Origin of the sequence: Caballeronia sp. S22 (genome assembly GCF_964261745.1) — a bacterium.
GTDB lineage: Bacteria > Pseudomonadota > Gammaproteobacteria > Burkholderiales > Burkholderiaceae > Caballeronia > Caballeronia jiangsuensis.
Window position 1 is genome coordinate 1,093,806 of sequence record NZ_OZ180036.1, and the last position, 21,461, is coordinate 1,115,266.

Below are 21,461 nucleotides of genomic sequence, written 5' to 3' on the forward strand. Positions count from 1 at the left end.
AACGCTCACCGTATCATGAAGGACATTGCCGAAAGGCAATTGAGTATCCGCACGACATGTTCGACGGAGGGCGCATCGAAAGCGAGTGTCACTGCATCGATGCGTTCGAGCGTCGGCCACTGGCAGAAGAGATCGGCGAATGCGGTCGTCTGTGCGCGCAGTTCGCAGCGATGTTCGGTGACCGGCGATCGCTTCGCATGGGCCGACGACGCGGCCGCTTCGATCGTCTCGCGCGCGGCGAGCCTTATCGCGTCGCATGCTGCTGCGGGCGTTTCGGTCACGCCGCTCGAATAACCGTGCGCGGTCTTCACGCATAGAAAACGCGCGCCGGGAAATGCGGGCAGCGTCTCGGCGCCGAAGACGTCGTCGCCTGTGAGCAATGCGATGCGTGCGCCGTGTTCCTCGGCGAGCCTGCCGTATAGCCCGGCCTCGCCGACTTCATCGCCGTCGAGCGTGACGCGCGCGAACGCGGCGCTGTTGATCGTATGCGCGAGGATGCCGCGGCTCTGCGCGCGCGCGTGATAGCCGACCATGAAGACCACTTCCGGCGATGCTTCCAGGCCCGCCATCATGCCGAGCGCGCGCGGCTTGCCGAGCACGAGACGCGCGCGCGGATCGAGCAGGTCGGGTATCAGGTTGCGAAAGCCGCCGTGCGAATCGTTGATCCACACTTGCGATGCGCCGCCATCGAACGCGCCTTGCGCAGCCGCATTCGCTTCGCGCGTCATCCAGCGGCGCGCCTGCTCGTATTCGGGGTTGCCCGCGCGTGTCTGCTCCGGATGGAACACGCCCGCGATGCCTTCGATATCCACCGAGATCAGCACTTTCATGGTCGTGTTCTCAATGCGTCCCTGAGCGATATGCGTCGATGGCCATCGCGTCCGGCGACCGTCTCCGCGCTGAAGAGCGCATCGAGGATCGCTTGCTCGATGCTGTCGGCGGCGGCCTGGAAAAGAGGATCGAGCCGCGCGTCGCTGATGAGCGGCGGCATCGTGATGAAGCCCGCATCGCAGGGCACGGTATAAGAGGTCGTGAAAGCCAGCGCGATGTCGCCGCTGCCGTGACCGTACACCGAGCCCGTGCGCGCGAGGCCGGCGGCGGAACGCATCGCGAGGCGGCGCAACTGACGCGCGTCGAGCGGCGCATCGGTTGCGATCAGCATGATGATCGAGCCTTGCTCGGGCGTCACGTTCGCTTCTTTCGTCGATGCCAGCAGCGTCTTTCCGACCGCATCGCCGGCAATCGTGAGTTGCGGCAGGCGGCCGAAATTCGCGAGCACGAGCGCGCCTGTCGTGTACGCGTGCTCGTCGATCCGCACGACGCGCGATGCCGAGCCGATACCGCCTTTCAGCTCGAAGCACGACATGCCGCGCCCCGCTCCGACTGCGCCGCGTTCGAAATCGACGCTGCATGCATCGAGCGCGCTCATGTAATGCGCTTCGTGAATCGCGAGCGCCTGCATGTCGTTGAGATAGCCATCGTTGCATTCGAACACGAGCGGATTCACGCTCGGATCTTCGCGCCCGATACGTGGATTCGCGGCGATCGCAGCGCGAATCTGGGCATTTACCATCGTGCCGACGCCGAAAGTATTGGTCAGCGCCACCGGCGTTTCGAGCACACCGAGTTCGTCCACTTGCACGAGCCCGACGCTCTTGCCGAAGCCATTGATCACGCACGCGGCCGCCGGCACCTTGTCGCGATAGACATCGCCATCGTGTGGACGAATCACCGTGACGCCCGTTTGCACCGCGCCCTGAGCGAGCGTGCAATGACCGACCGTCACGCCCGCGACATCGGCGATCGTGCCGCGCGGCCCCGCTTCGAGCGAACCGAAGTGCGTCATGGCCGGTCGAGCTTCGGATCGAGCGCGTCGCGCAGACCGTCGCCGAGCAGATTGAACGCGAGCACGGTGAAGAAGATCGCGAGACTCGGGAAGATCGCGACGTGCGGCGCCATCGCCATGTCGGCGCGCGCTTCGTTGAGCATCGCGCCCCACTCGGGCGTGGGCGGCTGCGCGCCGAGTCCGAGAAACGACAGACTCGCCGCCGTGATGATCGACGTGCCGATGCGCATCGTGAAGTACACGACCACCGACGAAATCGTGCCCGGCAGGATATGCCGCGCGAGTATCGTCCAGTCCGACGCGCCGATGCTCTTCGCCGCTTCGATATACGTGAGATGCTTGAGCGCGAGCGTATTGCCGCGCACGAGCCGCGCGAATGCGGGAATGCTGAAGATCGCGACCGCGCACACCACGTTCACCATGCCGTTGCCGAGAATCGCGACGACGCCGATCGCGAGCAAGATGCCGGGAAACGCGAACAGCACGTCCGCGATGCGCATCACGATGCGGTCCCACCATCCTTCGTAATAGCCCGCGAGCAAACCGAAGAACGTGCCGATCACCGCGCCGAGCACGACCGAAAGCAGACCCGCAGACAACGAGATGCGACTGCCCACCAGGATGCGGCTGAGAATGTCGCGCCCCAGGGAATCGACACCGAACCAGTGCGCGGCCGATGGACCGGCGTTGAGCGCGTCGTAGTCGAAGTAGTTCTCGGGATCGTAAGGCGCGATATACGGCGCGATGACCGCGATCACGATCAGCAGCAACACGAACACGGCCGCGATCATCGCGACGTGCTGCTGCCTGAACTTGCGCCAGAACTCCGTCCACGGCGTGCGTATTTCCTGCGCATGCACCGCGCTTTCGGCTGTCACGCTCATCGCGTCCTCACTTGAAACGAATGGTCGGATTGATGATCGCGTAGAGCACGTCCACGATCAGATTGATCACGATGAACTCCAGCGAGAACAGCAGCACTTCCGCCTGGATCACCGGGTAGTCGCGCATCTCGACCGCATCGACGAGCAGGCGCCCGAGGCCCGGCCAGTTGAACACCTTCTCCACGACGATCGAGCCGCCGAGCAGGAAGCCGAACTGCAGGCCCATCATCGTGACGACGGGGATCATCGCGTTGCGCAGGCAGTGCTTCAAGATGACCATCGGTTCGTGCACGCCTTTCGCGCGAGCCGTGCGCACGAAGTCCTCGCCGAGCACTTCGACGAACGACGCGCGCGTGAAGCGGGCCATCACGGCGGCCACGGCGGCGCCGAGCGTGATCGACGGAAGCACGTAGCCCTTCCATGTGCCGTCATCGACGATAGGCAGCCAGCCGAGCTTCACCGAGAAAATTTCCATCAGCAGCATGCCGAGCGCGAAGGCGGGAAACGAGATGCCCGATACCGCGAGCGTCATGCCCAGCCGGTCCGGCCAGCGATTGCGCCACACCGCCGACACGATGCCGATCGTCATGCCGAAGATCACCGCCCAGACCATGCTCGCGAGCGTGAGCCACAGCGTAGGCATGAAGCGCTCGGCAATTTCCGTCGACACGGGCCGCTTGCTGCGCGTCGACATGCCGAAGTCGAAATGCACGACCTTGCCGAAGAAGCCCACGAGTTGCTGCGGCAGCGGCTTGTCGAGGCCGAGGTCCGCGCGCACGAGCGCGACCGTGGCTTCGTCGGCTTCCGCGCCCGCCGCGAGTCGCGCGGGATCGCCCGGCAGCATGTGCACGAAGAAGAACACCAGCACCGCGACGATAAAGAGCGTCGGCAGCAAACCTAACAATCGTTTGGCGATGAAGTTGAGCATCGGTTTTTGTCGGATGCGGCCGGGCAATCACGCCCGGCCGAAAGCGATTACTTGATCGCGATCTCGTCGAAGCTGAACGAGCCGTCGGGCATCACATACGCGCCGGAAAGACGCTTGCTGCGCGCATACACGACCTTTTCCGTGACGAGGAAAATCCACGGCGCATCGGCCCAGATGCGTTTTTGCGCATCGGCGTAGAGCTTGGCCTTCTCGCCGCGATCCGTCGTGGCGAGCGCCTTCGAAAGATCGTCATCGACCTGATCGTTCTTGTAGTACGCGGTGTTGAAGAGCTTCGGCGGGAACGACGTGCCGCCGAGCAGCGGAGAAAGCGCCCAGTCCGCTTCGCCTGTCGACGACGACCAGCCGATGTAGAGCATGCGCACGGGCGCCGTCTTCGGATCGGGCGCGCTCTCGATGCGCTGCACGCGCTGCCCCGCTTCGAGCGCCTCGACCGTCGTCTTCACGCCGACCTGCGCGAGTTGCTGCTGCACGAACTGGATGATCTTCTGCGCCGTCGTGTGGTTATAGCCCGACCACAGCACGGTTTCGAAGCCGTTCGGATAGCCCGCTTCCTTCAGCAGCTCGCGCGCCTTCGCGGGATCGTACTTCCACGGTCCGAGCTTCGCCGCGTAGTCGACGCCCGGCGGCACGACGCCTTCGGCCGGCACGGCATAACCCGCGAACGCGACCTTGACGAGCGCTTCCTTGTTGATCGCGTAGTTCATCGCCTCGCGCACCTTCGGATTATCGAAGGGCTTTTGCAGCACGTTCATGCTGACATAGCGCTGAATGATCGAAGGCGCCGCGATCAGATCGACCTTCGGGCTCGCCTTGAGCGTCGCGGCCTGCTCGAACGGAATCGAGAACGCGAAGTCCGCTTCGCCCGTCTGCATGAGCGCGGCGCGCGTGTTGTTATCGACCACGGGCTTCCAGTCGATCATGTCGATCTTCGGCAAGCCCTTCTGCCAGTAGCCCGCGAACTTCTTCACCTTCAGGTCGTCGGTCTGCTTCCATTCGACGAACTCGAACGGACCCGTGCCGACCGGATGAAACGCGATGTCCTTGCCGTATTTCTTGAGCGCGGTTGGCGAGATCATCACCGCCGACGGATGCGCGAGCACGTTGATGAACGCCGAGAAAGGAATCTTCAGCGTGATCTTCACCGTGTACGGATCGACGACTTCGGTCTTGTCGATCTTGTTGAAGAGGTTATAGCGCTTGAGCTTGTTGTCCGGATTCGTCACGCGGTCGAACACGGCCTTCACCGCGTCCGCGTTGAAATCGGTGCCGTCCTGGAACTTCACGTCCTTACGCAGATGAATCGTGTAGACCTTCGCGTCGGGGCTCGCCTCGTAGCTCGTCGCGAGCACGTTGCGAATCTTCATGTCCTTGTCGAAACCGAAGAGGCCCTCGTAGAACGACTTCGCCACCGCCTGCGAGAGCGTGTCGTTGGCGTCGTACGGATCCATCGTCGTGAAGGTCGAAGCGACCGCCATCACGGCGGTGCTTTGCGCATGCGCCGCGACGGGCGCGAGTGCGGTCAGCGTGGCGAACGCGCTTGCTGCGAGCATCGCGCGCAATTGAAAGGACGGCATCGTTGGACTCCTTTTTGAAGTGCTTCTAGTAAGCGCCGCCAACGTGATGCTCGGCGACAAAATGATCTGGTCCGACTGCAACCAGTTTTGCGACGATCGGCTCATCGCCGAGCTTGCGGATCGGGCTTGGAATCTCGTCGGCGGCGAGCATGCGTTTCGCGTGTCTGCGCGACGGGTCGGCGACCGGCACCGCGCTCATCAGCTTGCGCGTGTATGGATGACGCGGCGCTTCGAACACGGCGGCGCGCGGTCCGATCTCGACGATCTGCCCGAGGTACATCACCGCGACGCGATGGCTCACGCGTTCCACCACCGCCATGTCGTGCGAGATGAAGAGATACGCGACGCCCAGTTCGCGCTGCAGATCGAGCATCAGATTGACGATCTGCGCGCGCACGGAGACATCGAGCGCGGAGACGGATTCATCGGCGATCACGACTTTGGGGTTCAACGCGAGCGCGCGTGCAATCGCGATGCGCTGTCTTTGACCGCCCGAGAATTCATGCGGATACCGCTGTGCCGCTTCGGGCGGCAAGCCGACCTTTTCGAGCAGCCAGTCGACCCGCGCCTGCGCTTCCTTGCCGCTCGCGACGCCGTGCACGAGCAACGGTTCCATCACGGAGAAGCCGACCGTCAGACGCGGATTGAGCGACGCGAACGGGTCCTGAAAGATGAACTGGATATTGCGCCGCAGTGTTTGCAGCGCATGGCCTTCGAGCTTGCTGATGTCGCGTCCGTCGAACTCGATGGAACCGCTCTGGCTTTCGACGAGCCGTAGCAGCGAACGTCCCGTCGTCGATTTGCCGCAGCCCGATTCGCCGACAAGCGCGAGCGTTTCGCCCGGACGCAGATCGAAGCTCACGCGCTCGACCGCGTGCACCGACGCCGTCATGCGGCCGAACAAGCCGCTCTTCACAGGAAAGCGCGTGACCAGATCGCGCACGCGCAGAATGGGCCTGATGGTCTCATCGACGGCAGGCTGCCTTTCCTTCTCGACCGCTTCCGATGGCCGCAACGCGCTCGCATCGTCGGGCGCGACATCCACCGGCTCCACTTCGAGGATCGGGAATTTCGCCGGACGATCGGTGCCGCGCATCGCGCCGAGGGTCGGCACGGCGGCAAGCAACGCCTTCGTGTACGGATGTTTCGGCGCATGAAACAGCGTGTCCGAATGCGCCTCCTCCACCTTCTCGCCGCGATACATCACGAGCACGCGATCGGCGACTTCCGCGACCACGCCCATGTCGTGCGTGATGAAGATCACGCCCATGTTCATTTCGTCTTGCAAGCCGCGCACGAGTTGCAGGATCTGCGCCTGAATCGTGACGTCGAGCGCGGTGGTCGGCTCGTCGGCGATCAAGAGCGCGGGCTTGCACGAGAGCGCCATCGCGATCATCACGCGCTGGCGCATGCCGCCCGACAACTGTTGCGGATAGCGCGCGAACACGCGCTTCGATTCGGGAATGCGAACGAGATCGAGCAGACGCAGCGCTTCGGTGCGCGCCTCCGAATGGCTCTTGCCCTGATGCAGCGCGATGGCTTCCGCAATCTGGTCGCCGACCGTGAACACCGGATTGAGCGATGTCATCGGTTCCTGGAAGATCATCGCGATGTCCGCGCCGCGCACGCTGCGCACCGCCGCGGACGACGCTTTCGCGAGATCCAGCACTTGCCCGTTGCGCCGCCTGAACGCGATGCTGCCCGAGACGATCCGCCCGCCGCCATGTTCGACGAGACGCATCAGCGCGAGCGACGTGACCGACTTGCCCGAGCCCGATTCGCCGACGATCGCGAGCGTCTCGCCGCGATCCACGGTGAACGAGATATTGCGCACGGCTTCGATGGTGCGCGAGCGCGAGCGAAACGAGACCGACAGATCGCGCACGTCGATCACGCGATTTTCGGGCAAGGGCGAGGTCGCGTGCATCATCGATAGATCGCGGTGACGGGCGCTTCGCCGACGCGTGCAAAGCCGCGATACATGCCTTCCGTGTTGAACGGCAGCGCGACGTTGCCCTTCGCGTCGACGGCGACGAGCCCGCCGCGTCCTGCGATACGCGGCAGCTTCGTCATCACGACATCGCTTGCCGCGTCTTCCAGCGACAGGCCGCGATACTCCATTTGCGCCGATACGTCATACGCCGCGAGCATGCGGATGAACATCTCGCCCGTGCCGGTGGTCGAGACGGCGCAGGTCGCGTCGTTCGCATAGCAGCCCGCGCCGATCAGCGGCGCATCGCCGACACGCCCCGCCTGCTTGTTGGTGATGCCCCCCGTCGATGTCGCCGCCGCGAGATGACCGTGCGCATCGAGCGCAACGGCGCCGACCGTGCCGAACTTCTTGTCGGGATCGATGGGATCGTTGTCGAAGGCGAACTTCGTCATCGCATCGTGATCGAGCATCGTGCCCGAAGTGCCGCGCGCCTTGAGCCATTGCTGATGGCGCGCCTCCGTGAAGAAATACGAAGGATCGACGAGGTCGAGCCCTTGTGCCGCCGCGAACGCTTCCGCGCCCTCTGCCGTGAACATCACGTGGTCGCTCACGTCGAGCACGCGGCGCGCGGCGAGAACGGGATTCGTCACGCGCGTCACGCAACTGATCGCGCCGGCTTCGAGCGTCGCGCCGTCCATCACGGAGGCGTCGAGTTCGTGCGTGCCGGCCGCCGTGAACACCGCGCCGTGGCCCGCGTTGAAGAGCGGACAGTCTTCGAGAAGACGGACGGCTTCGGTGACGGCGTCGAGCGCGCTGCCGCCAGCGGCGAGAATGCGCTCGCCCGCGCTCAGGATGTCGGAAAGCGCCGTGTGATAGCCCCCTTCCGTTTCGGCGTTCATCGCGTGGCGCAGGAGCGTGCCCGCGCCGCCGTGAATGGCAATGACTGGTGTGGCGTTCATGTTTCGCGCGGTTCCGTGTGAGTGTGTCGTTTCGCGGCCGTGCGGCGCGTTGCGTGGACCGCCTGCGCTCCCTTGGCGATCGACGGCGCGACGAGCCACGGCAAAACGAATTCGGTCAATCCGGATGCCGCCTCGACCGAGCGTTTCGCCCGATGCGCGACCGCATCGCAGAGTGCTTCGATGACGGCGAGCACCGCCGTGTCGCAATTCGCCGCCAGCCTGCGCTCGGCGTGAATCGCGAGCAGCAGGTCGGCGACCTGCGCGAGCGGCGACGCGGCGCTGTCCGTGAGCGCGACGACGCGCAAGCCGTGATCGCGCGCGAGCCGCGCCAGCGTGATGGTGTCGTCGACATAGCGCGGGAACGCGATCGCGATCAGCACGTCGCCGCGCGACGCCGTGAAAAGCTTGCGCGCCGCGTGCGACGGTCCGCCCGTCAGCACGAGCGACTGAACGTTCGCGCAATACGGCGTGAGTCCGTGCTCCATCAATCCCGCGAGAAACGCGCTCGCGCCATAGCCGATCACGAAGATGCGCGGCGCGGCGAGGATCACGTCGACGATCGCTGCGGCCTTCGCGCCATCGACGGATGTTTGGGCAAGATGCAGATTCGCGGCCGCCTGTGCGAGCGATGCATCGAAGACTTCCGCGCCGCTCGCCGGCGATTCGAGCGCGGTGCGCAGGCGCTCGACGGGCGCGATGGTCGCCTCGAAGCCGCGCACGAGCGCCTCGCGAAACGCCGGATAGCCCGAGAAGCCGAGCGCCCGCGCGAACCGGTTCGCCGTCGCCACCGATGCGCCGACGGCGCCCGCCAGTTCATCGATGCGCATCGTCGCAGAACGGAACAGGTTCGCCAGCACGAACGCCCCCATGCGCCGATGAATCGGCGTGAGCGTCGGCATGGCCGCGGCGATGCGCGCGGAGATCAGATCGTCGGCGCTCGCCGGCGCACGAACCGATAGTGAACGGGACATGGAATGCGCTGCGCTCTCATGGCGATGAAACGCGATGAAAGTATATTTACTCGAAAAGCCGCGCAAAAAAAATTCATTTTCATCGAACTCGGGTTTTCGATAAGAAGGTCAGGCGCGCCGCTTCCGATGCATCGAACGTGCACCATCATGCACAATACGGGGCGCACCGCGTCGCCATGGCCCATCATGCGCACGCGTTTCCAGTCCTGACCGAACGGTATGAATTTCGACTTCCTTCCCGATCCGCTGCCGCACCTGCTCGCCGCTCATCCGTGGGCGCAACTGCTTGCGGGTCTCGTCGCACTCGCGCTGATCGCGCTGTTCCTGCAATGGGTGGTGGCGCGCATCGTGCTGTATGTCGCGCATCGGCTGCTCGTGCTCGCCGGCCATCAGAAGTGGGACGCCGCGTTCATCAAGCACCGCGCCTATCATCGCCTCTGGTACGCGGTGCCGTTCGCGACGATCGCGCTCGGTATCGACGACGTGCCGCGTATCGGACACTGGGCGACGGTCATCGGCCGCGTTGCGCACGCCGGCGCGTGGGTCTGCATCTTTTTCGCCGCGGGCAGCGCGCTTTCCGCGTGGCAGGACGTCTATGCGGAAAGCAAGGAAGCACAGACGCGCTCGATCAAAGGCTATATCCAGATCGGCAAGCTGGGGCTCGCGCTGGTGTGCGGCGTGCTCGTGTTGTCGATTCTCATCGACCGCTCGCCGCTCTGGATGCTCTCCGGTCTCGGTGCGCTGTCCGCCGTGCTGCTGCTCGTGTTCAAGGACACGTTGCTGTCGCTCGTCGCGAGCACGCAGCTCACATCGAACGACATGCTGCGGATCGGCGACTGGATCGAGATGCCGCAAGCCGCCGCCGATGGCTTCGTGAAGGACATCGCGCTGCATACGGTCAAGGTGCAGAACTGGGACAACACCGTGACCACCGTGCCGACCTACAAGCTTTTTTCGGAGAGCTATCGCAACTATCGGCACATGTTCGAATCGGGCGGGCGGCGCATCAAGCGAACCTTGCGCATCGACGCGCAATGCGTGCGCTTTCTCACCGACGAAGAGACCGCGCGCCTGAAGCGCTTTCGCCTGCTGCACGATTATCTGGAGCAGAAGCAGACGGAAGTCGAGCAGGCGAACCGCAATCTCGGCGAACTCGCGAACGAACCCGCGAACCGGCGGCGGCTCACGAATATCGGCACGTTTCGCGCGTATGGGCTCGCCTATTTGCAGCGCCATCCGGAAATCCGTCAGGATATGGCGATCATGGTCCGCATGATGGAACCGCAATCGCAGGGCATCCCGGTCGAGGTCTACTGTTTCACCGCGACGACCGCGTGGACGCAATACGAGCGCATTCAGGGCGACGTATTCGATCATCTGCTGTCGATCCTTCCGGAGATGGGCCTGCGCCTCTATCAGGCGCCATCCGGCGCGGACATGACGGGTTTCACGGGCCGTCTGCGCGGCGAAATGCCGGCTCTCTGATTCGCGGCATTCGCGCCGTCAAAAAGGATCAGGCAAGAATCCTCCACTTTTGTGTATTCACGTTGACGCTTCCGGTCATTACGATCTAACCATCGCCGATGCGCCTTTTTTCCGCAGCTTCATAGCCGCGGCGGGATCGTTTTTTCCGCGCATCGCCATTCAATCGTCATAAAAGGAAAACTCAACGTGATCGATCGCGTCCATGCCATGCGTGTCTTCACGCGTGTCGTCGATACGAACAGTTTCACGCGTGCAGCCGAGTCGCTCGGCATGCCCCGCGCGAGTGTTTCGACGACCGTGCAACAACTCGAAGCGCTAGTCGGCGTGCAATTGCTCGCACGCACGACGCGGCGCCTGAATCTCACCGTCGATGGCGCCGCTTATTACGAGCGTTGCGCGCAAATCCTCGCCGATATCGACGAGCTCGAATCCGGTTTCGGCGCGGGCGAGGAACGTCTGCGCGGACGGCTGCGCGTCGAGATGCCGGATACGGTCGCGACGTCGATCGTCGTGCCCGCGCTGCCGGAGTTTCACGCGCGCTTTCCGCAGATCGAGCTATCGATCGGCATCGGCAACCGCAATGTGGATCTCGTCGGTGAAGGCGTCGATTGCAGCGTGCAGCTCGGCGAACTGCCCGATTCCGGTCTGATCGCGCGCCGGCTCGGCATGCTCGAACAGGTGACGTGCGCAAGTCCGGCGTATCTGGACAAGCACGGCATGCCGGAAACGCTCGATGATCTCGCGCAGCACGTCGCGGTCAATTGCATCTCGGAGAAAAGCGGCCGCCCCGCCGATTTCGATTTCGATGTCGACGGCGAGCCGGTCACCATGAAGATGCGCGGCTTCGTGCAGGTCGCCGACGAGCACGCGTACATCGCATGCGGCATCGAAGGCCTCGGGCTGATCCAGCCGTTGCGCATCGCGGCGCAGCCCTATCTGCGCTCGGGACAGTTGCGCGAGTTGCTGCCGCAATGGAAATCGCCGCCGCTCAAGGTGTCGGTGGCGTTTCTCAAGAGCCGTCAGGCGAGCCCGCGCGTGTCGGTATTCGTCGACTGGCTCGCGGCGCTCTTCGAACGTACGCAGCAGATCGACGACACGCTGACGAGCCTTTATCGTTCGGCGCAACGTCGCGGCCCGACGCGCCGGGATCGTCCCGAGGAAGAAACCGCCGACGCCTGATTCCTGCGTTGCGCTATCGCACGGGCGTGGCTGCGTTCGCGCCCACGACCGTGTTCCACTTGCGCACTTCCCAGCGATCGACCAGCCCGTTCGTCACGTACGGATCGTTTTTCGCGAAATCTTCCGCGGCGGCGGGCGAATTACTGTGAAACAACAGCATCGCGCGATCGGCGGGTGCATCGAGCGCGCCGGCGAGCACGATGTCGCCCCGCTCGACCGCCGCCCACGCAAGGGCGAGATGCGCATCGCGAAATTGCGCGCGGCGCTCCAGATAGTCTGAACAGAGTTCGTAAATCAACAAATAGTGCATCGCCGTCTCCTTAGTGGGACAGTGCCGGGTTCATCGAACTAGTTTGTCCTATTTTCGAGATCGAAACCAAGAGTTCTATCGGAAGGGTCTGATCGCTTAACGATAGCGTATCGCAGATCATATGCGGATACCCAGAGGATTCCGCCAATGAACCGCAACCAGCCTCCTTGCAACGCGTGCCCGAAGCACGATTGCCGCAACTGCGAGTGGACGTCGCCGCTCGATGCGTCGTACCGCACGCTCATCCACTCCCATTCCATGCTGTCGATCGTTGCGCTTTCCGTGAAGGATGCGGAACGTGTACTCGCCGAGCCGTCGTGGCTTGGCATCGCCTGCAAGCGCATTCTCAAGTTCTTCTCAGAATTGAGCCTGCGCGCACGTTAAGAAAACGCCACCGGAGTGGCATTGCAGCACCGTTTTCGTAAAGAAGGTTGCACGATTTTTTTTAGGATAACTGTGCATATAGAATCCACTGCACTTTTGCGCTTGCGTCAAGCGTTCATGTAGAAAGGAATTTCAGTCGATGAGCATCAATCTGGTCCAGGCGGTCAATGCCGCGATCCCGGAACACATCGCGGAGCAGTTGTCGCAACAATTCGGCATTCCCGGTCAGATAGTCCGGCAGCTCGCACTACGCATCGCGCCCGGCCTGGTCGCATCGCTGATGGACCGGGCGACGCTCGTGCCCGGCTCGCAGTCGGTGTACTCCGTCATCATGCAGCCGGAGACCAACGCCCACATCGCGGATCAACTCTCCAAGCTGATCACAACCACCGGCGGCCTCAAGCAGCTCGAAGCCAACGGTCATTCGCTCGCCGCGCTCGCGACAGGCCGGCGTCTCGATGCACTGAGCGACGCCGTTTCGGCCGAAACAGGCGTTCCCACGCAAGCTACGTCGGCGCTCGCGGGCATCGTTGCCGCCGTGCTGTTCGGCAGCATGAAGCGCCACTTCCTGCTCGCGCAATGGGGATTGCCACAGGTGCCCAAGCTGCTGCGCGATCAGGTCGGCGAAATCAATACGTCGATGTCGAACGCAGTCGCGACGGCTATCGGCGTCGGCAACACCGAAGGCTTCACCAGTTGCATCACGCCGCGGCTCGACACGGTCGCATCGAGCCTCGAATCGCGTGCCGATAGCGATGTCGCTGTAGCAGCGGCAGTCGCACCGGCGCCTGTCGTGACGCCCGCTCCCGCCGCGCAAAGCGCGCCGGTTTCCAAGGCCACGCCGCACGCGCCGCCGCCGATGCGCGCGCCGGTGCGCAAGCCCGCGCCGAAACGTTCGAACAAGTGGGTCTGGCTGCTCTTCGCCGTTTTGGCCGCCGTTCTGGCGTTGGTCTATTACCGCGGCTTCACACAAAGCAGCAGCGTCGATCTGAGCGCGGCACCGGCCACGCAGCAAGTCTCGGAAATGTCGACGCCGGCTTCGTCCGCAACGCTAACGACCACGCCTGCCATCGATACTGCCCCTCTGGCGACGTCCGTGAACACGCCTGTCACAACCGCGTCGGCACCGCAAACGGCCTCCGCGCCGGCGGTCGAGCCCGCTTCTTGGAAAGACGCGCAGTTGCTGTTCAGCGTCAACGAAGCGGGCGCCCCGGCGATTGAGGCAACAGTGGGCACGGAAGCAGAGAAGAAGCATCTGATCGACACGTTGACCGCCCGCTTTGGAAAGGCCTACACGGCGGACGTTTCCGTCGTTCCCGAAACACGCCCGGCAACCTGGCTTTCTCGCCTGAACGATTTCTTCCCGCTCATGGCCGTGCCCGGCGCGGAAGCCAAGATCAGCGGCTCGAAAGTGGAGTTGAGCGGCACCGCGGCGAACGGGAAGCTCGGCTGGACCGATCGTCTGAAAGGCACGCTCGGCGGCATGTTCCAGGTCGCGGCGTTCGACGTCGACGGCGCGGTCGCCACCGCGACGCAATCCTTTCGCAGCGCGATGAAGAGCCTGCTCGCCACTGACACGCCTTGCTCCGGCGACAAGCTGACGCGGGTGCTCGACCTCCAGGTCGTCAACTTTGCTCGCTCGAGTGCGCAGGTGCCGGAAAGCGCGGTCGGCACGCTCGGCGAGACGGCGCAATTGCTCAAGAGTTGCGCCGCCAAGGGTTCGATTGTGAATCTCGAAGTCGCAGGCTATTCGGATGCACAAGGTGCGGCATCGGCGAAGCTCGAAGTATCGAAGGAACGCGCCGAGGCTGTTCGTGGCTACCTGGTGCGAAACGGCGTGCCGCCGCAATCGCTCACGGCCACGGGTTATGGCGACGCCAATCCGATCGCCGACAACGATATCGAGAGCGGACGTTTCGCCAATCGCCGGATCGAGTTCGTCGTCAGGAAACGCTGAGCGCCGGCCCGACTCGCGCAATCTTTTCCGCAACGCCGTCGCACGAAAGTGTGACGGCGTTTTACTTTGAGCGCGCGCTGCGGCCGCAATGCAGCCGATTCAGCTCGGCTTCGCGAAATCGTTCTCGGCCCAGCGCTCGGCGCTCGCCTTGCTGAGCTTGAATGCCGGCGACACACGCACGTGCGCGAGTTGCGCGCCGTATGCATCGAAGGCCTTGAGATTGGCGTAGGGATCGTCCTCATCGGGAACGATCTCCAGCGTGACGGTGATGTCCTCGCCCTGCACATCGACGGTGACATTCTTGTTCAGCATCGCGTGACGCTGCTGTTCGTGCCGGCGCAAGACTTCCGACGCCGTCTTGACCAACGTACGAAACGCGTTTGCATCGAGAGGTTTCGGATTTTTCTTGTCACGGCCCATCGTCCACGGACCAACGAGCGCGGGCTCCGCTTCGCCCGTCTGAATCATTTCGACGGCCCAGCCGTCGTCGTCCTCGTTCTTGATCACGCGCGCGGTCCAGCCGTCGTCGCGCCAGAGGCGATCTTCATGGATCGCGTCGTCGGCGGAGGGAAATTCGGAATCGGTCATATCGTAGCAAGGCAAGCAATGAGGCAATGCGACGAATTTTACCTTGGACAATGCACGGAGCATCGTTCGTGCTCAAAGGATTGGCCAGACGGCCAGTGTCATACCCAAACGCATTGCGCCGTGCTACTTTGAATGTACCGGGACCGTCCGGAATCCATCGGCAACGCAATTAAGAAGCCGTAAAACTCTGTCAAGGAGCAACCGCATGTTTGCATTCATCGGTACGTTGATCGTCGGACTCGTCGTCGGGCTCATCGCGCGCGCGCTCAAACCGGGCGACGATAATATGGGCTGGATCATGACCATCGTCCTTGGCATCGCCGGCTCGCTCATCGCGGGGTACGTCGGCCGTGCGCTCGGCTGGTATCAGCCGGGACAGCCAGCGGGATGGATCGCCTCGGTGATCGGCGCGATCATCCTGCTCGTCGTCTGGGGAATGATCCGCAAGCGCACGTAACGTCACGCTTCACCATTACTTTTTTTGGCGCAACGCCTCGTCCGAACCCGGACGAGGCGTTTTGTTTATCGTGCGATGCGCGCGAAATCGATCTCCGCTCCGCCACGCACGACGCGATTCCGCAACGAGCCGCCGAGCCAGTACGAAAGCTCGGCAGGCCTGCCGATTCGCCAGGCGACAAAATCCGCAGCCTTTCCTGCTTCGAGCGATCCGTGCGTCGATTGCAGTCCGAGCGCGCTCGCTGCATGGATCGTCACGCCGGCGAGTGCCTCTTCCGGCGTCATGCGAAACAGCGTGCATCCCATGTTGAGCATCATGCGCAACGAAAGCGCCGGCGACGTGCCGGGGTTCAGATCGCTCGCGAGCGCGATCGGCACGCGATGCCGCCGCAGCGCATCGATAGGCGGCAACTGCGTTTCGCGCAACATGTAGAACGCGCCCGGCAAGAGCACGGCGACGGTGCCGGACTGCGCCATCGCGATGGCATCGTCCTCGGTCATGTATTCGAGATGATCCGCCGACAGCGCCCGATAGCGCGCCGCAAGCGACGATCCATGCAAGGACGACAACTGCTCGGCGTGCAGCTTCACGGGCACGCCGAGATCGCGTGCGCACCGGAACACACGCTCGACTTGCTGCGTCGAAAACGCGATGTGCTCGCAGAATGCATCGACGGCATCGACGAGACCTTCTTCGACAAGCGCCGGCAGCATCTCATCGCAGACATAGGCGATGTAGTCATCCGCGCGATTCGCGTACTCGGGCGGCAACGCATGCGCGGCGAGGCAGGTCGCGCGCACGGTGAGCGGCAGCGCATCGCCGAGACGTCGCGCCACGGCGAGCATCTTGCGTTCGTTGGCGAGATCGAGCCCGTAGCCGGATTTCACTTCGAGCGCCGTTACGCCCTCGCGCATCATGCCGAGCGCGCGTCCTTTCGCGGCTTCGAACAACGTCTCTTCGCCGGCTTCGCGCGTCGCGCGCACGGTGCTCGCGATGCCGCCGCCGCGCGCCGCGATCTCCGCGTAGCTCACGCCTTCGAGCCGCTCCTCGAACTCGCCGCTCCGATCGCCGCCGAAAACGAGATGCGTGTGGCAGTCGATCAGGCCCGGCGTCACCCACGCGCCTTCGAGATCGACACGCTCGCCGTCGCCGATCTCCGGCGCCGCCGCGCGCGGCCCGATCCATTCGATGCGCGCGCCGTCGGTCAGGATCGCCGCGTCTTCGATGATCGAATACTTGCCTCCGATCATCGTTGCGGCGTGGCAGTTTTGCCAGAGCTTTTTCATCACTTGGTGATCATCGGCAAATCGAGGCCCTGTTCGCGCGCGCATTCGATCGCGATGTCGTAACCCGCGTCGGCGTGACGCATGACGCCCGTCGCCGGATCGTTGTTCAGCACGCGTGCGATGCGTGCATCGGCTTCGTGGCTGCCATCGCACACGATCACCACGCCCGAATGCTGCGAGAAGCCCATGCCGACGCCGCCGCCGTGGTGAATCGATACCCACGTCGCGCCGCTCGCCGTGTTCAGGAGCGCGTTCAGGAGCGGCCAGTCGGACACCGCGTCCGAGCCGTCCTGCATCGCTTCGGTTTCACGGTTCGGACTCGCGACCGAGCCGGAATCGAGATGGTCGCGGCCGATCACGACCGGCGCCGACAACTCGCCGTTGCGCACCATCTCGTTGAACGCGAGGCCGAGCTTCGCGCGCAGGCCGAGCCCGACCCAGCAGATGCGCGCCGGCAGGCCCTGAAAGCTGATGCGCTCGCGCGCCATGTCGAGCCACCGATGCAGATGCTCGTCGTCGGCGATGAGCTCCTTCACTTTTGCGTCGGTCTTGTAGATATCTTCCGGATCGCCCGAGAGCGCGGCCCAGCGGAACGGCCCGACGCCGCGGCAAAAGAGCGGACGAATGTAGGCCGGCACGAAGCCCGGAAAGTCGAACGCGTTTTCGACGCCCTCTTCCTTGGCCATCTGGCGGATATTGTTGCCGTAGTCGAACGTCGGCACGCCCTGTTCGCGAAACGCGAGCATCGCGCGGACGTGCTCGGCCATCGATTGTTTCGCGGCCTTCACCGTGCCCGCCGGATCGCTTTGCGCGCGGTCGCGATATTGCGCCCAGGTCCAGCCTTTCGGCAGATAGCCGTTGAGCGGATCGTGCGCGCTCGTCTGATCGGTGACCATGTCGGGACGCACGCCGCGGCGCACGAGCTCCGGCAGCACGTCCGCCGCGTTCGCACACAACGCGATGGAAATCGCGCGGCCTTCCGACGTGTAGCGCTGGATGCGCGCGAGGGCGTCGTCGAGATCGGTCGCCTGTTCGTCGACGTAACGCGTCTTCAGCCGGAAATCGATACGGCTCTGCTGACATTCGATATTCAGCGAGCACGCGCCCGCGAGCGTCGCCGCGAGCGGTTGCGCGCCGCCCATGCCGCCGAGACCGGCGGTGAGCACCCAGCGGCCCTTGAGCTCGCCGCCGTAATGCTGGCGTCCGGCTTCGACGAAGGTCTCATACGTGCCCTGCACGATTCCCTGGCTGCCAATGTAGATCCAGCTGCCGGCGGTCATCTGCCCGTACATCGCGAGGCCCTTCGCGTCGAGCTCGTTGAAGTGCTCCCAGTTCGCCCAGTGCGGCACGAGATTCGAATTCGCGATGAGGACACGCGGCGCGTTTTCATGCGTCTTGAACACGCCGACCGGCTTGCCCGACTGGACGAGCAGCGTCTCGTCGGCTTCGAGGCGTTTCAGCGTCTCGACGATCTTGTCGTAGCACGCCCAGTCGCGCGCCGCCCGTCCGATGCCGCCGTACACGACCAGTTCCTTCGGATTCTCGGCCACTTCGGGGTCGAGATTGTTCATCAGCATGCGCAGCGGCGCTTCGGTCAGCCAGCTCTTGGCGTTGAGTTGCGTGCCGCGCGGCGCGCGGATCTCGGTGTCGCGAAAACGGGAAGATGAAGTCACGAATGCTCCTGCGCATCAAGAAAAGAGAGAGTCGAAGGACACGAGCGACGGCTCGCATCGAATGGTTCTCATGTTCTTGTATATACAACTTAGGGTGTATTAGGGGAATCCCGGAGCCGTCGCGTCGTCCTTGTGTCAATCTTGTATAGACAATCGTCAAGGTACGGGCAAACCGCCGTCGCGTTTGAGTTCCCGCAACGAGAGCATCGATTCGACGGCGGTCACGCCCGGCAAGGTGCGCAGGACGTCGCGCATGAAGACGCCGTATTCGTCGAGATCGCGCGCGACGATCTGAAGCAAATAATCCGCCGTGCCCGAAATGTTGTGACACGAAACGATGCGTGGAATGCCCTGAATTTCGCGTTCGAAGCGGTCCGACAGCGCGCGATCGTGCACGCTGAAGCGCACCTGCGCGAAGGCGACGACGCCCAGTTCCAGCGCCTTGCGCGACAGCACCGCACGATAGCCGTCGATATATCCCTCGCTTTCGAGGCGCTTGAGCCGGCGTGCGCACGGCGTCTCGCTCAGGCCGACGCGCTCGGCGAGTTTCGCGATGGACATGCGTCCGTCCTGTTGTAGCGCGGCAAGCATCGCGCGGTCGATTCGGTCGATTTCGGTCATGAAGCTTTCCTCTTTATTTATAAATAATTTTAGTGGAAAACTACATACCAAAAGAAGAAACTGATAAAAAAGGCCAGAAAACGCCCCATCCGAAATGGCACGATGTAGCCATCGAAACAGGAGCGGATCATGGTCTCGGCACACTTACTTTGGGTTTTCATCGGCGCGCTGGCGGTCGTTTATGCGCTGCCGGGACCGGACATGGCGCTCGTGCTTCAGACGAGCGGCTCGCGCGGTTTCCGACACGGTCTCGCCGTGGCCGCCGGGCTCGCCACCGCGCGGGCGACGCACGTGACGCTGTCGGCGCTCGGCGTCGCCGCGCTCTTGCGCAGCGCGCCGTGGCTCTACGACGGCGTGCGCATCGCGGGCGGCCTGTATCTCGCTTATGTGGCGATCCAGATTTTCCGCTCGCCCGCATTCGGCCTCGACGCGACGCCTGGTCAGGCCGCCGCATCCACGCTACGTTCTGCTTACGCCAAAGGCATTCTGAGCAGCATTCTCAATCCGAAGGCGCTGCTGTTCTGCTCCGTGCTGCTGCCGCAATTCGTGCGGCCGGAGTCCGGTCCGGTCTGGTCGCAAGTGCTGGAACTGGGCGTCGTGCTGGTCGCGGTCGGCGTCATGTTCGACCTCGCGCTGGCGGCGGGCGCGGTGCGGATTTCCGGCTGGCTGCGCCGTCATCCGAAAGCGCAGACCGTGCAGCGCTGGACGTTTTCCGCCGCGCTGCTCGCGTTCGCCGCGCGGCTCTCGCTGGACTGAACTCAGGTTTCGAGCGGCTTGAGGAAAAGCTCGTGCTTCGGCGCGAAATGCGCATAAAGCGGCAGGATCGCGCCGCCCATCGCGCGGGCGTCCGGGCCGATCTGCCCTTCGACGAGACGCGGGCGCGTCATGCCTTGCCAGTCGAACGCGGCGAGCGCGTCATCGGTGCGGGCGATGACCTCGCGCAGCAAGGTCCGGTCGATCTCGCCGTCGATCACCACGGCTTCGAGATCGAGCAGCGCGGCCGACGCTGCGATGCCCGTCGCGATCGCGGGACAGCTCTCACGCATCCACGCGTCCGATAGCTCGCGCAATGCCGGCGAGCAAGCGCGCTCGTCGTGCGCGGCGGCGGCCGGCGCGCCCGCCGCGACGAACGCCTTCTCCAGCACATATACCGACGCCGTATCGAGCAATTGCCCCGCGCGTTGCCCCTTGCCGCGTTTCATCAGCGGCAATGAGCCGATGGCGCCCGCGTTGCCGCCCGGCCCCGCGTGCAGGCGGCCGTCGATCACGAGCCCGCCGCCGATGAACGTGCCGATGAACACATACAGGAAGTTGCGCAGCCCGCGTCCCTGACCCATCACGAGCTCGGCGGCGCACGCGGCCGTCGTGTCCTTCGCGAATTCCACCGGGAGCGCGGTCATCGCTTCGATGCGTTCGCGGATGTCGATGTCGTCCCACGCCGCAAGCGCATCGGGCGGCGTGTCGAAGAAGTCGCGCCAGCCGCCGATCCACAACGGCGCCGCAACGCCGACTCCCGCAATCTTCCGCGCGCCGTCGCCGAGCGCGCCGACCACGCGCGCGAGCCGCTCTTCCAGCGCGGGAAAGAGCGTATGCGGATCGGGATACGGATATTCGAGCGTCTCGCGCGTGCGCACGTTGCCGGCGAAATCCATCGACAGCACGTCGAGACTGCGCCGCCCCACTTTCACGCCGATGGAAAACGCGCCGTCCGCGCGCAGCGAGATCGGCACCGACGGCTGACCGATGCGTCCGCGCACGCGCGAGCGCGGCTCCTTCGCGAGCAGTCCGTCTTCGATCAGATGATCGACGATCAGCGAAACCGTCTGCATCGACAGGCGCGTCATGCGCGCGATATCGGCCTTGGGCAACGCGCCGTGAAGCCGGATCGCCTGCAGCACGATGCGCTCGTTGAACTGGCGCATGCCGAGCTGATTCGAACCGACGGAATGCGCCGAGGCTTTGCGCGCGGGCCGCTCAGACATCGTCCCGGGCCTCTCGGGACGGGCAGGCGCGCCGTACATCGTTCATGTGTTCGTCCCCGTTCGATTAAATCCAGTGTTTTTATTTAGTAAAGACATTCGGGACGATTTTAGCAAGCGCCTTTCCTTGCACTGCGCGGCGATGCAGGTCGATTTTTGTCGCGATTTTTAGTCGGTTATGTTCGACGGGAACCGTCATCACCGACAAACACACATGAGCACACTCGAAGCCCTCCACGCGATCGTCAAGGACGAGAACGCGCCGCAGATCATTCGCGATCACATCGTCGATTCGCTGCAGTTCGCGCTGCGCAATCACGCCGGCTATTTCACGCGCAAGGAGATTCAGTGGCTCGCGCAATGGGACGACACGCGCATCCCGATTGCGGCGGCGAAGGTGTTGAGCGAGATGAAGACGGTCTGAGC

21 protein-coding genes are annotated in these 21,461 nt (G+C 63.8%); 7 read left to right on the forward strand and 14 right to left on the reverse strand.

Translation table 11 applies throughout. The annotated features are described in order from the left end of the window. Positions 1–5: 5 nt before the first annotated feature. From ACEN42_RS20370 to ACEN42_RS20405, 8 genes are read right to left on the reverse strand one after another with little or no spacing between them, the layout of a single operon-like run. The gene (locus tag ACEN42_RS20370; protein ID WP_371881235.1) at positions 6–830 is read right to left on the reverse strand and encodes a M55 family metallopeptidase; all 825 of its coding nucleotides are present in this window, start codon (positions 828–830) and stop codon (positions 6–8) included. Beyond that, complete coding sequence (locus ACEN42_RS20375; protein WP_371881236.1) at positions 827–1,846, reverse strand: P1 family peptidase; 1,020 nt, start codon at positions 1,844–1,846, stop codon at positions 827–829. The genes ACEN42_RS20370 and ACEN42_RS20375 overlap by 4 nt, the downstream gene beginning before the upstream one ends. Further along, positions 1,843–2,730 (reverse strand): glutathione ABC transporter permease GsiD, encoded by an 888-nt coding sequence (gene gsiD, locus ACEN42_RS20380; protein ID WP_187605106.1) that lies wholly within the window; start codon positions 2,728–2,730, stop codon positions 1,843–1,845. The genes ACEN42_RS20375 and gsiD overlap by 4 nt, the downstream gene beginning before the upstream one ends. A 7-nt stretch (positions 2,731–2,737) precedes the next feature. Next, positions 2,738–3,658, reverse strand: coding sequence for a glutathione ABC transporter permease GsiC (gsiC, locus tag ACEN42_RS20385; RefSeq protein WP_371881237.1), 921 nt, complete (start codon positions 3,656–3,658; stop codon positions 2,738–2,740). Positions 3,659–3,705: 47 nt separating this feature from the next. Beyond that, on the reverse strand, positions 3,706–5,253 hold the full coding sequence (gene gsiB, locus ACEN42_RS20390) for a glutathione ABC transporter substrate-binding protein GsiB (protein WP_187605108.1): 1,548 nt from the start codon (positions 5,251–5,253) through the stop codon (positions 3,706–3,708). A gap of 25 nt (positions 5,254–5,278) precedes the next feature. Further along, positions 5,279–7,183 (reverse strand): dipeptide ABC transporter ATP-binding protein, encoded by a 1,905-nt coding sequence (locus ACEN42_RS20395; RefSeq protein WP_371881238.1) that lies wholly within the window; start codon positions 7,181–7,183, stop codon positions 5,279–5,281. Further along, the gene (locus ACEN42_RS20400; RefSeq protein ID WP_371881239.1) at positions 7,180–8,145 is read right to left on the reverse strand and encodes an isoaspartyl peptidase/L-asparaginase family protein; all 966 of its coding nucleotides are present in this window, start codon (positions 8,143–8,145) and stop codon (positions 7,180–7,182) included. The genes ACEN42_RS20395 and ACEN42_RS20400 overlap by 4 nt, the downstream gene beginning before the upstream one ends. Further along, entirely contained in the window at positions 8,142–9,116 is a 975-nt protein-coding gene (locus tag ACEN42_RS20405) for a MurR/RpiR family transcriptional regulator (RefSeq protein WP_371881240.1), read from the reverse strand. The genes ACEN42_RS20400 and ACEN42_RS20405 overlap by 4 nt, the downstream gene beginning before the upstream one ends. A gap of 219 nt (positions 9,117–9,335) precedes the next feature. Here ACEN42_RS20405 and ACEN42_RS20410 point away from each other — a divergent pair, with 219 nt between their 5' ends. Continuing rightward, complete coding sequence (locus ACEN42_RS20410; RefSeq protein ID WP_035501458.1) at positions 9,336–10,601, forward strand: mechanosensitive ion channel family protein; 1,266 nt, start codon at positions 9,336–9,338, stop codon at positions 10,599–10,601. Positions 10,602–10,787: 186 nt separating this feature from the next. Further along, positions 10,788–11,780, forward strand: coding sequence for a LysR family transcriptional regulator (locus tag ACEN42_RS20415; RefSeq protein ID WP_187605113.1), 993 nt, complete (start codon positions 10,788–10,790; stop codon positions 11,778–11,780). Between the two features lie 13 nt (positions 11,781–11,793). On the opposite strand, the gene ACEN42_RS20420 is transcribed toward ACEN42_RS20415, so the two are convergent. Then, positions 11,794–12,090 carry a YciI-like protein gene (locus ACEN42_RS20420; RefSeq protein ID WP_035501610.1) on the reverse strand — a complete coding sequence of 99 codons (297 nt, stop codon included), beginning with the start codon at positions 12,088–12,090 and terminating at the stop codon, positions 11,794–11,796. Between the two features lie 147 nt (positions 12,091–12,237). Here ACEN42_RS20420 and ACEN42_RS20425 point away from each other — a divergent pair, with 147 nt between their 5' ends. Together ACEN42_RS20425 and ACEN42_RS20430 are read left to right on the forward strand one after the other, a co-directional pair. Next, positions 12,238–12,474: a hypothetical protein gene (locus ACEN42_RS20425; RefSeq protein ID WP_187605115.1), complete on the forward strand. Its 237-nt coding sequence runs from the start codon at positions 12,238–12,240 to the stop codon at positions 12,472–12,474. A gap of 139 nt (positions 12,475–12,613) precedes the next feature. Then, positions 12,614–14,431, forward strand: a complete 1,818-nt coding sequence (locus ACEN42_RS20430) for an OmpA family protein (RefSeq protein ID WP_371881241.1) — start codon at positions 12,614–12,616, stop codon at positions 14,429–14,431. Positions 14,432–14,530: 99 nt separating this feature from the next. Here ACEN42_RS20430 and ACEN42_RS20435 read toward each other — a convergent pair whose 3' ends face one another. Further along, complete coding sequence (locus tag ACEN42_RS20435; protein ID WP_187605117.1) at positions 14,531–15,019, reverse strand: hypothetical protein; 489 nt, start codon at positions 15,017–15,019, stop codon at positions 14,531–14,533. Positions 15,020–15,224: 205 nt separating this feature from the next. Here ACEN42_RS20435 and ACEN42_RS20440 point away from each other — a divergent pair, with 205 nt between their 5' ends. Next, the gene (locus tag ACEN42_RS20440; RefSeq protein WP_035501449.1) at positions 15,225–15,476 is read left to right on the forward strand and encodes a GlsB/YeaQ/YmgE family stress response membrane protein; all 252 of its coding nucleotides are present in this window, start codon (positions 15,225–15,227) and stop codon (positions 15,474–15,476) included. A 65-nt stretch (positions 15,477–15,541) separates the two neighbouring features. On the opposite strand, the gene hutI is transcribed toward ACEN42_RS20440, so the two are convergent. The 3 genes from hutI to ACEN42_RS20455 form a co-directional block, all read right to left on the reverse strand. Beyond that, positions 15,542–16,762, reverse strand: a complete 1,221-nt coding sequence (gene hutI / locus ACEN42_RS20445) for an imidazolonepropionase (RefSeq protein WP_371881242.1) — start codon at positions 16,760–16,762, stop codon at positions 15,542–15,544. Further along, positions 16,762–18,435, reverse strand: a complete 1,674-nt coding sequence (gene hutU / locus ACEN42_RS20450; RefSeq protein ID WP_371881243.1) for a urocanate hydratase — start codon at positions 18,433–18,435, stop codon at positions 16,762–16,764. The genes hutI and hutU overlap by 1 nt, the downstream gene beginning before the upstream one ends. A 156-nt stretch (positions 18,436–18,591) precedes the next feature. After that, positions 18,592–19,056 carry an Lrp/AsnC family transcriptional regulator gene (locus ACEN42_RS20455; RefSeq protein WP_371881244.1) on the reverse strand — a complete coding sequence of 155 codons (465 nt, stop codon included), beginning with the start codon at positions 19,054–19,056 and terminating at the stop codon, positions 18,592–18,594. 129 nt (positions 19,057–19,185) lie between these two features. On the opposite strand from ACEN42_RS20455, the gene ACEN42_RS20460 reads away from it, so the two are divergent. Beyond that, on the forward strand, positions 19,186–19,812 hold the full coding sequence (locus ACEN42_RS20460; protein WP_187605121.1) for a LysE family translocator: 627 nt from the start codon (positions 19,186–19,188) through the stop codon (positions 19,810–19,812). Between the two features lie 2 nt (positions 19,813–19,814). Here ACEN42_RS20460 and ACEN42_RS20465 read toward each other — a convergent pair whose 3' ends face one another. Further along, the gene (locus tag ACEN42_RS20465) at positions 19,815–21,038 is read right to left on the reverse strand and encodes an ROK family transcriptional regulator (protein WP_371881245.1); all 1,224 of its coding nucleotides are present in this window, start codon (positions 21,036–21,038) and stop codon (positions 19,815–19,817) included. A gap of 211 nt (positions 21,039–21,249) precedes the next feature. Here ACEN42_RS20465 and ACEN42_RS20470 point away from each other — a divergent pair, with 211 nt between their 5' ends. Then, positions 21,250–21,459, forward strand: a complete 210-nt coding sequence (locus ACEN42_RS20470; RefSeq protein ID WP_035501443.1) for a hypothetical protein — start codon at positions 21,250–21,252, stop codon at positions 21,457–21,459. Positions 21,460–21,461: the final 2 nt, after the last annotated feature.

Coding starts and splice junctions, on each gene's coding strand:
- ACEN42_RS20405 (WP_371881240.1), bottom strand. CDS start 9,116: ATGTCCCGTTCACTATCGGTTCGTGCGCCGGCGAGCGCCGACGATCTG.
- hutI (WP_371881242.1), bottom strand. CDS start 16,762: ATGAAAAAGCTCTGGCAAAACTGCCACGCCGCAACGATGATCGGAGGC.
- ACEN42_RS20460 (WP_187605121.1), top strand. CDS start 19,186: ATGGTCTCGGCACACTTACTTTGGGTTTTCATCGGCGCGCTGGCGGTC.
- ACEN42_RS20370 (WP_371881235.1), bottom strand. CDS start 830: ATGAAAGTGCTGATCTCGGTGGATATCGAAGGCATCGCGGGCGTGTTC.
- ACEN42_RS20375 (WP_371881236.1), bottom strand. CDS start 1,846: ATGACGCACTTCGGTTCGCTCGAAGCGGGGCCGCGCGGCACGATCGCC.
- ACEN42_RS20470 (WP_035501443.1), top strand. CDS start 21,250: ATGAGCACACTCGAAGCCCTCCACGCGATCGTCAAGGACGAGAACGCG.
- ACEN42_RS20430 (WP_371881241.1), top strand. CDS start 12,614: ATGAGCATCAATCTGGTCCAGGCGGTCAATGCCGCGATCCCGGAACAC.
- gsiB (WP_187605108.1), bottom strand. CDS start 5,253: ATGCCGTCCTTTCAATTGCGCGCGATGCTCGCAGCAAGCGCGTTCGCC.
- ACEN42_RS20455 (WP_371881244.1), bottom strand. CDS start 19,056: ATGACCGAAATCGACCGAATCGACCGCGCGATGCTTGCCGCGCTACAA.
- ACEN42_RS20420 (WP_035501610.1), bottom strand. CDS start 12,090: ATGCACTATTTGTTGATTTACGAACTCTGTTCAGACTATCTGGAGCGC.
- ACEN42_RS20435 (WP_187605117.1), bottom strand. CDS start 15,019: ATGACCGATTCCGAATTTCCCTCCGCCGACGACGCGATCCATGAAGAT.
- ACEN42_RS20400 (WP_371881239.1), bottom strand. CDS start 8,145: ATGAACGCCACACCAGTCATTGCCATTCACGGCGGCGCGGGCACGCTC.
- ACEN42_RS20440 (WP_035501449.1), top strand. CDS start 15,225: ATGTTTGCATTCATCGGTACGTTGATCGTCGGACTCGTCGTCGGGCTC.
- ACEN42_RS20410 (WP_035501458.1), top strand. CDS start 9,336: ATGAATTTCGACTTCCTTCCCGATCCGCTGCCGCACCTGCTCGCCGCT.
- ACEN42_RS20425 (WP_187605115.1), top strand. CDS start 12,238: ATGAACCGCAACCAGCCTCCTTGCAACGCGTGCCCGAAGCACGATTGC.
- gsiD (WP_187605106.1), bottom strand. CDS start 2,730: ATGAGCGTGACAGCCGAAAGCGCGGTGCATGCGCAGGAAATACGCACG.
- ACEN42_RS20465 (WP_371881245.1), bottom strand. CDS start 21,038: ATGTCTGAGCGGCCCGCGCGCAAAGCCTCGGCGCATTCCGTCGGTTCG.
- ACEN42_RS20395 (WP_371881238.1), bottom strand. CDS start 7,183: ATGATGCACGCGACCTCGCCCTTGCCCGAAAATCGCGTGATCGACGTG.
- gsiC (WP_371881237.1), bottom strand. CDS start 3,658: ATGCTCAACTTCATCGCCAAACGATTGTTAGGTTTGCTGCCGACGCTC.